Annotated in this window: 11 protein-coding genes and 1 tRNA gene; 10 read left to right on the top strand and 2 right to left on the bottom strand. The window is 50.3% G+C overall.

The genetic code is table 11. From position 1 onward, the window contains the following. The first annotated feature begins 55 nt into the window (after positions 1-55). Positions 56-1,678: an FAD-binding oxidoreductase gene (locus tag L336_RS00165; RefSeq protein ID WP_015641194.1), complete on the top strand. Its 1,623-nt coding sequence runs from the start codon at positions 56-58 to the stop codon at positions 1,676-1,678. A gap of 74 nt (positions 1,679-1,752) precedes the next feature. Beyond that, a complete protein-coding gene (locus L336_RS00160; RefSeq protein ID WP_015641193.1) occupies positions 1,753-2,289 on the top strand; it encodes a deoxycytidylate deaminase in 537 nt (178 codons plus the stop codon). Between the two features lie 18 nt (positions 2,290-2,307). Here the strand turns inward: L336_RS00160 and L336_RS05410 are convergent, their stop codons facing one another. Beyond that, positions 2,308-2,886, bottom strand: coding sequence for a type II secretion system protein (locus tag L336_RS05410; RefSeq protein WP_015641192.1), 579 nt, complete (start codon positions 2,884-2,886; stop codon positions 2,308-2,310). A gap of 102 nt (positions 2,887-2,988) precedes the next feature. Between L336_RS05410 and L336_RS00150 the strand changes: the two genes are divergently transcribed. Then, positions 2,989-3,975, top strand: a complete 987-nt coding sequence (locus L336_RS00150; protein ID WP_015641191.1) for a hypothetical protein — start codon at positions 2,989-2,991, stop codon at positions 3,973-3,975. A 201-nt stretch (positions 3,976-4,176) separates the two neighbouring features. Here the strand turns inward: L336_RS00150 and L336_RS00145 are convergent. Beyond that, positions 4,177-4,263 (bottom strand) — tRNA-Leu (locus L336_RS00145). Between the two features lie 265 nt (positions 4,264-4,528). Between L336_RS00145 and L336_RS05405 the strand changes: the two genes are divergently transcribed. The 7 genes from L336_RS05405 (at position 4,529) to rpoB (ending at position 13,342) form a co-directional block, all read left to right on the top strand. Further along, positions 4,529-4,834 carry a hypothetical protein gene (locus tag L336_RS05405; RefSeq protein WP_128817236.1) on the top strand — a complete coding sequence of 102 codons (306 nt, stop codon included), beginning with the start codon at positions 4,529-4,531 and terminating at the stop codon, positions 4,832-4,834. Positions 4,835-5,033: 199 nt separating this feature from the next. After that, positions 5,034-5,570 carry a TrmH family RNA methyltransferase gene (locus L336_RS00135; protein ID WP_015641189.1) on the top strand — a complete coding sequence of 179 codons (537 nt, stop codon included), beginning with the start codon at positions 5,034-5,036 and terminating at the stop codon, positions 5,568-5,570. Further along, positions 5,543-6,973, top strand: a complete 1,431-nt coding sequence (gene hisS, locus L336_RS00130) for a histidine--tRNA ligase (RefSeq protein WP_015641188.1) — start codon at positions 5,543-5,545, stop codon at positions 6,971-6,973. The genes L336_RS00135 and hisS overlap by 28 nt, the downstream gene beginning before the upstream one ends. A gap of 48 nt (positions 6,974-7,021) precedes the next feature. Beyond that, entirely contained in the window at positions 7,022-7,591 is a 570-nt protein-coding gene (locus tag L336_RS05400) for a prepilin-type N-terminal cleavage/methylation domain-containing protein (RefSeq protein ID WP_160142743.1), read from the top strand. 41 nt (positions 7,592-7,632) lie between these two features. Continuing rightward, entirely contained in the window at positions 7,633-8,913 is a 1,281-nt protein-coding gene (tig, locus tag L336_RS00120) for a trigger factor (RefSeq protein ID WP_015641186.1), read from the top strand. 205 nt (positions 8,914-9,118) lie between these two features. Then, on the top strand, positions 9,119-9,712 hold the full coding sequence (locus L336_RS00115) for an ATP-dependent Clp protease proteolytic subunit (protein WP_015641185.1): 594 nt from the start codon (positions 9,119-9,121) through the stop codon (positions 9,710-9,712). 219 nt (positions 9,713-9,931) lie between these two features. Further along, entirely contained in the window at positions 9,932-13,342 is a 3,411-nt protein-coding gene (gene rpoB, locus L336_RS00110) for a DNA-directed RNA polymerase subunit beta (RefSeq protein WP_015641184.1), read from the top strand.

Here is a 13,342-nt window from a genome sequence, read left to right as displayed (position 1 = left end):
GCGAGCCATCCCCGTTATGCTATACTGTGCCTAAAGAGTCTAATGGGGGAAATCCATGAGTAAAGTTGCGACTTACCTACGCGGGCATATCAGCGGTGAGGTATCAGCACGGAGTGATGTTTGCCAAGCGGTGAGTACAGACGGTGGAGTGCTTTCCATAAAACCTGAGCTCGTCATCTATCCGAGGACAACCAACGATGTGCGCAAGGTAACGCGCTTTGCATGGCAGCTTGCCGAAAAAGGCCATGTCATGCCGATTACGGTGCGTGGTGCCGGTACAGACCCCACTGGAGCGGCTATTGGCAAAGGTATCTCGCTCGTCACGATGGCGCATATGAATCAACTATTTGAGTATGATGCCAAGCAAAAACTGCTGCGACTTCAGCCTGGTGCTACCGTCCATGGTGTATCGCAGGCACTTTCTCTGCATGGGACGGCACTCATGCCGCTCTTTGGTTCGATAGGCATAGGGACGATCGGCGGAGCTGTTGCCAGTGGTGTAGCGGGGCCCCTGTCTGGCAAGTATGGGACCATCGAAAAAGCTATTGATCAGCTCGAAGTGGTGCTAGCCAACGGTGACGTGATTCAGACAGGCCGGATTAGTAAGCGCGAGCTCAATCGACGCAAAGGTCTCCAGGGCATGGAAGGCGACATTTACCGTGGAATTGATGGCCTGATAGAGGAAAATGGTGAGTTGCTTGACTCACTTCGTGCCGATGATGCAACGGGGTACAATGCGATAGCCGATGTCAAACAAAAGGACGGCTCATTTGACTTGACGCCACTCTTTGTTGGTTCTCAGGGTACCTTAGGCATCATCACTGAGATGATCATGCGCGCAGAGTTCCGTAGCCTGCATTTTGGCGTAGCAGCTCTGGTCTACCAGTCAGCCAATGACGCCAGGGACGCACTCGATGCGCTGTGCAAACTACAGCCAGCATTTATCGAGTATTTCGATGCAGCTCTCTTCGACGCCGCTGCCGATAGGGGACATGTTTTTCAGTTTTATGCAGAAGCAGTCGCAAAGACACCTGGCGAATCGGTAATACTGCTAGGATTTGACGACTTCAACGAACGTCATCGAGAAAAACAGCTCAAAAAAGTGGTAAAGTTGGTAGCAAAGGCAAACGTCGCAGTGACTACCGCCAATGGTGATGTTGCAGGCGACCTCATGGCAGCGCTGGATGTTGCGTATTACACATCATTCCCCGACACAGTCGAGACCGCCTCGCCAGGACTTTACGGTGGCTTTCATATTCCTGGCGAGAGGTTTGAAGAATTTTGCGGGCATTTGAGCGAGCTTGCTGACAAGCTCCACACCGCGCTCCCGCTTGCAGGACATGCCTATACTGGTACCTATACCGTGTATCCCTCTCTGTCACTCCACAAGGTCAGCGACAAACAACTTATCTTTAAATTGCTCGATGAACTCACCTCACTCGTCACATCATGTGGCGGGACGATGATTAGTGAAGGCGGCGAGGGGAGACTAAAGGGAAAGTTCGTCTATGCCCAGCTTGATGAAACACAGGTGAAACTTTATCAGGATATCAAGAGCGTTTTTGATCCGCATGGTATCCTCAACCCCGGGGTAAAAGCTGCCAACGATGTCAAACATCTCGCCGAGTTATTGCGCGATCATCATGACGTCGGGCAACTTGGTCGATTTGGGATATAACTACATCTCTTATGCTTGAGATTACCGTAAATCGGTGTATACTCAGCGTAGCTTAAAGAGGAAACAGAGACACTATGTTGACACGTGCCGAATTTGCACAAACGGGCCAATCGCCAGATGTTATCGATATCGCAATGATCGCTGCATTTAAGGTTGCACTTCAGAGCAAAGATCCTTCATCGCAGACTGGTGCAGTTATTCTCGGCCAAACTGGCGACATAATCGGTGTCGGATTCAACGGAACGCCGCGTGGCGTCAAGGACACTAAGCCGCGTCGCACAGATCGCGAGACAAAGTTGCGTTTTTATGAACACGCCGAGCGCCGAGCGATCGCCCAAGCAGCGCGATTGGGCCAAGCTACTTGGCGCGCCTGCCTTGTTAGTCCGTGGGTAGGATGTACAGAGTGTGATCGTATGATTATAGAGTCTGGGATACGACACGTCGTGCGGTTTCCTGTCGTGTATGGAGATGATCACTGGGGTGAAAGTATCAGATTTGGTGACGAACTTATGCGAGAGGCGGGAGTAACCGTGTACGAAGACACCTTCGATCATCTTTCACTTCCTCCACTACGTCGCGGCGGGAAATCTTGGGTTCCGGGTGAACAGTAGATCTTAAGCGGTGTGGGACTAGTTCCCCTCTGCGTTGAAGTAGTACGAACAATAGGTCGAATTACCCGACGAGTCATAACGGGAAATGTAAGGTTTTCCCTGGCAGTCTAGCTTGCCCGGTACGGCAAATTCAAAGAATACCGAGTCGGGCCACGCCGATCCTTTGGGGTAGTCATTTATCTGGAAATAAATGCCGCGATACTTTATCCCGTAATGGGTGGCAATCCGGGGTGTTGTACCGGTTGGTACGGTCCCCATTGTGCCGAGCATCGTCATAAACGAGTCATTTGCTTGTCCCCATGAGGAGTTATTGCTTGTATCAATACCGCAAGACCCCGCCGCAAACCCTCCCGTCGCCGGGTAATCGCTCACTTTTCCGATACAGTTTGTGTTTGCAACAATTGGGTAGGTTCTGTTGAATATATGATAGCTGTTCATTAACTTTGCGGTGCTACTCACGTTGGCGTATATCTGAGACATATAGGCACGATCTTGGATGCCATTGAATGCGACAACCGTGATTGTGGTGAGAGTTCCGATAACGACAATTACGACAATTAACTCGAGAATCGTAAATCCTTTTGAACTCATTGCCATACTCACAGTCTACCATATAGCTCATGGTTATGTATTCTCTTGGTAACATCTTATCAAATGTATATTGATATATGTCAAAGCATAGGGTATTCTTGATCCATAATGATCTGGACCGACCTGTATCCTGAAGCTAAAGCATATGTATCTGGCGAGGATGATGAGCTCATAGCCTCTATTGTCGAGCAGGCTCTTTCGGACCATGCAGAGTGGGTTAGCTCGCATACTGTTCGTAGAGAGCTAGCGGGGAGGGCCTTTAGGCTCGTTGTCGATACGCCTAAAGATTGGGACGACAGCGTTCTCTGGGTACCTGCCGAATACGCAAATGGTATATCTATTCCTGCCGTGGCAAGGGCTCGCGTAATAAGGGCGATGGTGAATCCATCATCAAAACTCATATATCAACCAAATACAACGTGTTTGGAAGACAATGTGAATCTATCTAACAGTGAGCGTACACGTATTAGGCACGGCGATGCCTCGCCACTTATTGATCGGGCACGTATAGAGATAGGCGAAGCTGGAGAGGTGATGACTTTTGGGCCATCACAGGGCGCTGCCATCGTTGGTCCATATGCGTCTCACCCCGATACGGCTCTTCATAGCATGGTGGTATTTGAGTCTCCTACCGTAGTAGATCGGAGCCATTACGAACTTATCAAGGCTTTTATGACCGATGGCAAGCAACTTGCCGCAAATATCTCGCTTAACCGTCAGGACGATGCCGCATCACCTCTAGTAGCCGCACATCTGGAATCACTCACTGCACGCGGGATGATGCTATATGGAATAGGGGCTGCACGATTAGATAACTTGGCAATAGTGGGTTTGATGCGCCGAATGCGACTTGAGTATGATATTCGCCATGCTCTCGACAAAGGAGCCGGCGTTGCTCACGTGTGGGCGCGTACCGGAACTGTCTCTCCAGATGAAGCAAATCTCAATATACGCACTTCCATCGAGCACGACCGCAACCTGACTACGCGATATGTTCCGATACGGCTCACCGGAAAGTATGCTGACCATAGTGCGACAAACGTGTATGGATTGGCCGGGGCGACAATGCGCGCAGCCAAAGAGAAAGCAACTTGACGCAGTTTACTCTAATACTCCACCAATGATAAGAGGACTTGGTCACGTTCCGCGACCCCCGAACTCGCGCGTAGAAAGCATAGCTTTCGTCGGAAGATTCGTTTCCGAACTACCACTGGCAGTTCTCACCTCCACGACGTGAAGCTCCAAGTGCTAATGCATACCAACGATAAAACCCGACACGAGGCCGGGCTGTATCGTTGGTGCGGATAAGAGGACTTGAACCTCCACGTACTTACGTACACTAGCACCTGAAGCTAGCGCGTCTACCAATTCCGCCATATCCGCATACATAAAATGTGATATGTAATGAGACGGTACCTGTACATTATACAACGCCTAGCGCGTCTACAATCATTTGCGTTTCACGCAGCCGTCACATCTGCATCTCATCCCACTATATCATACGGCAAACGCTCAAGCATATTGACAAAAATTAAGGCTTATGCTATAATGCGTACTGAGTTCGTGAATCGAAGTAATACCGACTCACGACTAGACCTTCATCCCCCTACAACCTGGCCCTTGAAAAAGGCCAGAAAGGATGGAAACAATGGGATTCGACATCCTCGCCGCCAGCCAGGCCGCCGTCGCCGACCGCGCCGCGAAGGTCATCGACCTCGCCCACAAGTGCGGGGCCGTCCGCCAGGTGGGTGGCTTCGCCACCGTCTTCGCCCACCGGGTCCTGGACCGGGTGGCGGAACTCGGCGCCGACAACTTCGACGACGCCGTCGGGGCCGCCTTCCACGCCCTGTCCCCCGCGGATAAGGCCCGGGGAGAGCAGCTCCAGGCCGGCGCCGACGCGGCCAAGAAGGCCCTCGCTTGGGCCGGACGGACCGTCGACCGGTCCAAGAAGTAGTCCGTCCTGGTTCTGGCACTGCGCTTCACCGCGCCGTGCCAGAACTCCAACCGCGTAGGGGGTGAATACCCGAGAGACACTGGATCACTGACCTGGCGCTTCGGCGCGAATGGTAGGTGAGACCTGTCTCTCGGGGAAAACCCTCTCTAGCTCATAGTCAGCACGTCGAAATCGGCGTGTTTTTTGTATACTAAAAAATATGGAAGCCCCTCACGATAGCCGTAACCTCATCGATGCTTACAAAGGCAAGTCGATCGATGCGATCGTGGCTGATCTCGATACCGACGCAATCTCGCTCGAAATCGCTCTCGATAATGTGTCACGCGATTACAACATGGGAACAATCGTTCGCAGTGCCAATGCCTTTGGTGTGCGGCACGTGCACATCATTGGCAGCCGCCAGTGGAATAAGCGCGGTGCCATGATGACCGACAAGTACCTGCATGTGCATTACTATGCCAACGCCGATAGCTTCGTGGCGGCGATGCGGCAGTACAAGAAGAGACTGATTGCTGTGGATAACTGCGAAGACGCGTCTCTGCTATCCGAGGCACTATTGCCCGAGGACTGTGTGCTGCTATTTGGCGCAGAGGGACCGGGCATCTCTGAGAAACTCCGCAACTACGCTGAGCAAACTGTCGCGATTGAGCAGTTTGGTAGTACCCGTAGTATCAACGTCGGCGTGGCAGCAGGGATCGCCATGTATGCGTGGCTCCAACAGCACGTGTTGAACTAACCCGCTTTTCCTTGCGTGATGCAGGGAAATATGAAACAATAACAGATACTATGACCTCACTCTCATCTGAATCGTACAAAGGCGCGCGGGACTGGTATCCCGAAGATATGCGTGTGCGTAATTATATTTTTCGCACCTGGCGGCGAATCGTCAAAAGTTACGGCTATGAGGCCTACGACGCACCATTACTCGAGCCGATCGAAGTATATGCTGCCAAGAGTGGCCAAGAGCTTGTCAATGAGCAAACCTATCAGTTTGTTGACCGTGGTGAACGGCGAGTAGCGATTCGACCGGAAATGACGCCGAGTGTCAGTCGTATGATCGCCGCGCGGCGTCAGGAGATAGCCTATCCGGCACGATGGTACAACATCGGTCAGTATATGCGCTACGAACGCCCTCAAAGGGGTCGTGAGCGCGAGTTTTGGCAACTCAACTGCGATATTTTCGGCATGGATGGTGCACTGCCTGAGGCAGAAATTATCTCGATGGGGTACGACCTTATGAAAGCATTTGGCGCCGCTGATGACATGTTTGCCATCCGTATCAATAACCGGCAAGTGATCAACTTTATGATGGCACACTACCTGGGGCTTGACACGATCCAGGCGCAGTTGATGATAAAACTGTTTGATCGAAAAGGTAAAATTGCGTCGGATGCATTTCGTGATCAAGCGATTGACATCTTCGGGCAAGAGGCAGCACCGACGGGACTACAAAAGATTGCACAGCTTCTCGCTGCCAAGACCATGGCCGACCTCCCCGAAGCAATCCGTGATAGCGAAGCTGTCAAAGAAATTCAAGAGCTTTTCACTCATCTCGAGCGTGCAGGAGTAAAAAACGCCGTATTTGACATCACTCTCATGAGGGGGCTTGACTACTACACGGGCACGGTGTTTGAATTTTTTGACACGCACCCCGAAAACAACCGAGCGCTCTTCGGTGGTGGCCGCTATGATGGTTTGGTGAGCCTGTTTGGCGCCGATCCGGTCAGTGCAGTTGGGTTTGCACCTGGGCTGACGATGACGCAGCTTTTCCTCGAAACACATGGGTTATTGCCAACATTTTTCTCAACAACTGATATTTATATGATTGTCGTCGGTGATAGCTTGCGTGGTGCCGCCAAATTGGCAAAGGAATTTCGCGGTGAAGGAGTCAATGTTGAGCTTGATTTCACCGGGCGAAAGATCGATAAGCAGCTCAAGACTGCCGTCAAAAAAGCTATTCCCTACATCATGTTTATCGGCGATGAAGAATTAGCGTCAGAAGCTTATCCGCTGAAGGATACCACCACAAGTAATGAGCAAAAACTGAGCTTTGAGCGGGTCGTCTCTACCGTCAAGGATCGGCGCCGCAAAAAAACCAGCGAAGAAGACGAATTTGACGTCAGTGACCTCAGTTCATAGCGTTTATGCCTATTGCGCGTCTACGGCATGTTTGTCATAGTGTATGACATGAGATTGCGACACGTCCGTTCGGGATTTACCATCGTTGAACTACTAGTAGTGATAGTAGTGATTGCTATCTTGGCAACGCTACTCACCGTAATTTACATGGATTCTCAGCTGCAGGCCCGTGATACACAGGTGCGAAACGGTGCGCATAAGGTTGCTGAAGCACTTGGCGTGTGGGCGGCAAATAACGGTGGTCGTTTCCCGGCTGGTGGTTTGTCGTCAACTGTTGCGATAGCAGGCGGTGTTTGTACCGATGGCGCCACGGGATTCGTTGGCACCGGGAGATACATCTGCACGCTTGAGGATGTCCTTGTGGCTGCCAATCTGCTACCAGCAGGGTTCACCACAGCCTTGCCGGTAAATACGCAGGTGTCTGGTGGCGCGACTAACGGGACAAAGAGTCTGGCGGTCTATCCGTGTGGTACCAATACTCAGGTGGTCTTTTATGCGCTTGAAAGTCCCTCTCAAGACGACACAAATAACTTCAATACGCTTGTGACACAGTGCGGTACGGCTAGCTCTGTGCACGATACCATGGGGATGCGGGGTGCGTTGCTGTTCAAATACTGATAGTTCGGCACTACGCGCACAATCTGATATAATGAACAGCTATGAAAACGACTGTCAAACATCTCTCAGATACGCGTGTCCTGGTGACGATCTCCATCGGCGCGCCCGAACTCGAAGCAGCCCAGCAGGTTGCGCTCAAACATCTCGCTAAAACAACTAAGGTCCAAGGTTTTCGTAAAGGTCGTGCGCCGCTTGATGTGGTCGCGAAACACGTTGACCAATCAGCACTCTCGCAGGAGACGCTCAATAACGCCCTGTCCAAAGCAGTAGCGGAAGCATATCTCAACAATGAGATACAGGCGTTGGAACGTCCCGCGGTCGAAATTAAAAAGTTTGTTCCCGGTGATCTGCTAGAGTTTACTGCGGAGGGGGATGTCTTGCCAAAAGTAACTCTCGGTAACTACAAAAAATTACAAGCAGTCAAAGAACCAGTGACGGTGACAAAAGCCGATATTGACGAGGTAGTAACGAGAATTCAAAAAGGGTATTCAGAGAAAAAAGAAACCTCTGCGGCCGCTGTCTCTGGTGATGAGGTAGTGATCGACTACGTTGGCACCAAAGACGGAGAGGCATTTGAGGGCGGAACCGCTCAGGAGTATCCACTGACACTGGGCAGTAATTCGTTTATCCCTGGATTTGAGGATGCACTCATTGGCGCGAAAGCTGGTGAAACGAAAGATATTCCTCTGACATTTCCTCAGAAGTATCCCGCTAAAGAGTTAGCAGGAAAAAAAGTAATCTTCACCGTCACTATAAAGAAAGTCAATCAGATTGTCGTGCCGGAACTTACTGATGAGTTCGCTGCCAAGGTCGGACCCTTTACCGATGTGGCCGAACTCAAAAAAGATATCGAGTCTGAGATTACTGCTCAAAAAGAACGCGAAGCAACCGACAAACTCAAAGACAGCCTTGTGAAGCAGTTGGTCGAAAAGAGTAAGGTTGCGGTGCCGTCCGTACTCCGAGAGGATCAGATTCGTTCGATTGAGCAAGACATGACGCAAAATCTGATGTACCGCGGTATGACACCGGAACAGTACTTTGAGACAAATGGCTTCAAAGACCGGGACGAGTGGCTGGAAAAGGAAGCTGGTCCTGCTGCAGAGGATCGAGTCAAGGCGGGTCTCGTACTTGCCGAACTGAGCAAGGTAGAGAAGATTCAAGCATCGAGCGATGAGTTAGCAGAGCGCATCAACTCGTTTAGGACCCAGTACGCCAATAACCCCGATATGGCAAAGCGGTTTGATGAACCAGAAGTTCAGCGCGAAATTGCCAACAGCTTGTTGACCGAAAAAACTGTTCAAGCGTTGATCGATTTTAATTAGAGCTAGTGTCTATTCCGCCTCACCCCCTCCCCACTCCAGCAACCGGCCCGCCGCTAACTGAATCAGCCTTCGCTCTTGGCGGGCCTTGGCCCATCAGGGCCAACTGTCTGTCGGGGGGGCTGAGGCTTAAGTTATTGTTTATCAGAAGCTAAATTAGCACTCAGACTTGACGAGTGCTAATTTACTGCGGTATACTAGAGACACTATGACGAAAAGCTATCTTGTACCAAATGTGATTGTCAAAACGCGTGACGGAGAGCGCGGCTATGATATTTATTCCCGTCTGCTTGAGGATAGAATTATCTTTATCGGTGAAGAAATCAACGAGCACACCGCAAACGTGGTAGTAGCCCAGCTACTGCATCTCGCGAATGAGGATCCCGAGAAGGATATTCACCTCTACATCAATAGTCCCGGTGGGAGTGTGTATGATGGCCTGGCTATTTATGACACGATGAACTATATCAAGCCAGATGTCGCTACTTATGGTATCGGATTGCAAGCTAGCATGGGAGCGCTGTTGCTGAGCAGTGGCGCAAAGGGAAAACGGCACTTATTGCCAAATGCGCGAGTGATGATACATCAGCCGAGTAGCGGCACGCAGGGTAAAGTAACAGATCAAGAAATTACGCTACGTGAGGCGGTTGAGCTAAAAGAAAAATTGGCCGCCATCATGACAGAGAATACCGGCCAAAAACTCAGTAAAGTAAAGGCTGACATGGAGCGAGATTTTTGGATGAGTGCGACGGATGCAAAGCGCTATGGCCTTATCGATACCGTCCTCGCCACCAAACAATAAATGTACCGATAGGATAAGTGGAGAGTATAGTTTGTTGACAAGAGCATGTCGGCTATAGTACAATCAAAGCAATGAAGATTGTGTAATGCGGGATAATTTTGTGTACCGTGCCAGTGGCGTGGCGTTTTGGTATGCGTATCCCCATTTAGTAAAGCTTCGGCGCCAAAGCACAGACGATAACACAACACTATATTAACCATCATCTATCAGGGAGTATGTATGGCAAAATCAAAGCCTGCGGCCGCTCCAGCCAAACGCGTTTTTTTCACGAAAGACGATAGTGCGCTGCCGCTACCAAATCTTATCGCGCATCAAAAGGAGTCTTGGAAAGATTTCGTCGAGACCGGTCTCAGCGAAATCTTTGCAGAGCTCAATCCAATCGAGGACTATACTGGTCAAAAGTTGGAACTACGATTCAAGCAGTATGCCTTTCAGGAGCCAAAAAACCAAGAAGCATTTGCAAAAGAAAATAACCTGACCTTTGATGCACCATTGCATGTTATGATCGAACTCACCAATAAAGTTACCGGTGAAGTCAAAGAGCAGGAAATCTACCTCGGTGATTATCCCTGGATGACCGATCGCGGCACCTTTATCATCAATGGAACAGAGCGCGTTGTCGTGAGCCAGTTGATCCGAAGCGCGGGCGTGTTCTTTACCGCTGAGCGTGGTGCAACACGAAATCTTTATAGTGCAAAGCTGATCCCTGGTCGCGGTGCATGGCTCGAATTTGAGACCGCCAGCAATGGTGCACTGTATGTGAAGATTGATCGTCGCCGAAAAATCGCCGTCACAACCCTACTGCGCGCCCTTGGGTATAGCAAAGTAAATGAAATCAAAGAGTTGTTCAAAGATATCGATACCGGAGATATCAAATATATCGATGCTACCCTCGAAAAAGACCCAGCTCATGGTGTCAATGAAGCATTGATCGAGGTGTACCGACGCCTTCGCCCAGGTGACTTGGCCACAGTTGACAACGCTCGCCAGATGATCGAGCGAATGTTTTATGACTTCAAACGATTTGATTACTCACGCGTTGGTCGTTATAAGATGAACCAACGCCTTGGCCTCACGACACCAAACACGACTGAGCATCGAGTATTCCAACTCGATGACCTCGTTGCTATCATTCGTGAGCTCATCCGGATGAATAATACACAAGAAGCCGGCGATGATATCGACGCACTCAGCAATCGCCGCATCAAATTGGTCGGTGAGCTCGTTGCTCGTCAGTTCCGCGTTGGTATGCTTCGTATGCAGCGAAATGCCATGGATCGCATGAGCATGAGCGATATCACCACTGTCACACCGAGCCAACTCATTAACGCTCGACCAGTCGTCGCTGCTGTGCGTGAGTTTTTTGCATCGAGCCAGCTTTCTCAGCTTCTTGACGAGGTTAACCCGCTCTCAGAATTGAGCCACAAACGACGCCTCAGTAGTATGGGCCCTGGTGGACTAAGTCGTGAGCGTGCTGGATTTGATGTCCGCGACGCCCACCCCACCCACTATGGTCGTATCTGTTCTGTCGAAACACCAGAAGGTGCTAATATCGGCCTAGTGCTCAACCTCGCTGCCTATGCGCGGGTCAATGAATATGGCTTTATCGAAACACCATATCTCCGTGTCAAAAACGGCAAGGTAACTGATGAAGTGGTGTATCTTGACGCAAGTCAGGAAGTTACTGAAGTCATCGCTGACGCTGGTGCAGAACTTGATGCCAACAACAAGTTTGTCAATGAACGCGTAAGTGCACGTAAGTTTTTGAAGCCGGGTGAGGTTGATGCGTCTGAGGTGACATTTATGGATGCTGCTCACAAGCAGATCTTGGGTTCAACCGCAGCGCTGGTGCCATTTATCGAAAAGAACCGTATCGATCGAAGCTTGACTGGCTCAAACATGCAACGTCAGGCAGTTCCCCTGCTAACACCTGAAGCTCCTACTGTAGGAACAGGCATTGAGGGTGCGGTCGCGCGTGACTCATCACAGTTGGTGGTAGCAGAAGCTGCCGGTGAAGTTATTCGTGCTGACGCAGATATTGTCGAAGTTGCCTACAAGGACGGTGCCAAGCAATATGCACCAATCCACTTTGCAAAGAGTAACGACGATCGAAGTATCAATCAGAAAGTACGCGTTAGTCGTGGAGATACGGTTAAAAAAGGTGATGTTCTCATCGAAGGTGCATCAATTGCCGATGGAGAGTTAGCTCTCGGTCGCGATCTTTTGGTAGCCTTTATGCCGTGGGGTGGTTACAACATGGACGACGCCGTTGTCATTAGCCGCAGCCTCGTCGAGGATGATTCCCTCACGAGCATCAACATCAAGGATTACAACGTAGAAGTCCGTGAGACAAAGCTTGGTCCTGAGATCGTCACTCGTGATATTCCAAATGTGAGTGAAGAGAGCCTACGTCATCTTGATGAGAACGGTATCGTTCAAATCGGGAGTGAAGTGAAGGCCGGTGATGTATTAGTCGGAAAAATCACACCGAAGGGCGAACAAGAATTGAGCTCTGAGGAGCGGTTGCTCCGCGCGATCTTTGGTGAAAAAGCAAAAGATGTTCGCGATACAAGCCAGCGCATGAATAACGCAGGCGGCGGCAAGGTTGTTGGTGTAAAGATATTTAGTCGCGAGAATGGCCATGAGCTCAAAGCTGGCGTTTTGATGCAAATCCAGATTTTTGTTGCTCAATTACGCAAGATTAGCGTGGGAGACAAGCTCGCCGGACGTCACGGTAACAAGGGTGTAGTGGCACGTATATTGCCAGTTGAGGATATGCCATTCCTCGCTGATGGAACCGCTGTTGACATTGTCTTGAACCCACTCGGCGTGCCAAGTCGTATGAACCTCGGCCAGTTGTTTGAGACACACCTCGGTATGGCGGCACGAGCTCTCGGGTATCGTGTGGCAACACCACCATTTAATGGGGTTCCAAATACCGTTATCGAAGATGAGCTGAAGAAAGCCGGTTTCGCACCTGACGGTAAGAGTCAGCTCTATGACGGGCGTTCAGGTGAGGCATTTGAAGAGCGCTCAACCGTTGGTGTGATGCATATGATCAAATTACACCACATGGTCAGCGACAAGATTCACGCTCGATCGACTGGTCCATACACCATGGTGACGCAGCAGCCACTGGGCGGAAAAGCTCAAAATGGTGGCCAGCGCTTTGGTGAGATGGAGGTCTGGGCGCTTGAGGCGTACGGTGCGGCAAGTACTCTACAGGAAATGCTAACAATCAAATCTGACGACGTCTATGGTCGCGCAAAGGCCTATGAGTCAATTATCAAAGACGATGTCATCACCGGTCCGAAACTTCCCGAGAGCTTCAACGTGTTGGTGAAAGAATTGCAGGGTCTTGGTCTCAGGGTTGACCTCATCGACGAAGGTGAAGAGTTTGATGCAGAGAGTGTTATCGAACAGAGCGGTCCTGAGGATAAAACCGTACCTGTTATCGAGGAAGACAAGGAATATGTACTCGACGAATCAGACGAACTTGGTGAGATAGATGAAGACGATGGCGTGACCGTGCGTGATATTGATAACGAAGGTCAAATTAGTGATGTCGATGAAGAATACGATGAACTATATGAAGAAATAACCACTGAACAAGATAGAGAGGAGGCCTAA

Origin of the sequence: Candidatus Saccharimonas aalborgensis, assembly GCF_000392435.1 — a bacterium.
In the GTDB taxonomy this organism is placed as follows: domain Bacteria; phylum Patescibacteriota; class Saccharimonadia; order Saccharimonadales; family Saccharimonadaceae; genus Saccharimonas; species Saccharimonas aalborgensis.
The sequence above is the reverse complement of the archived record's forward strand: the minus strand, read 5'-3'. Positions and strand labels throughout refer to the sequence as shown.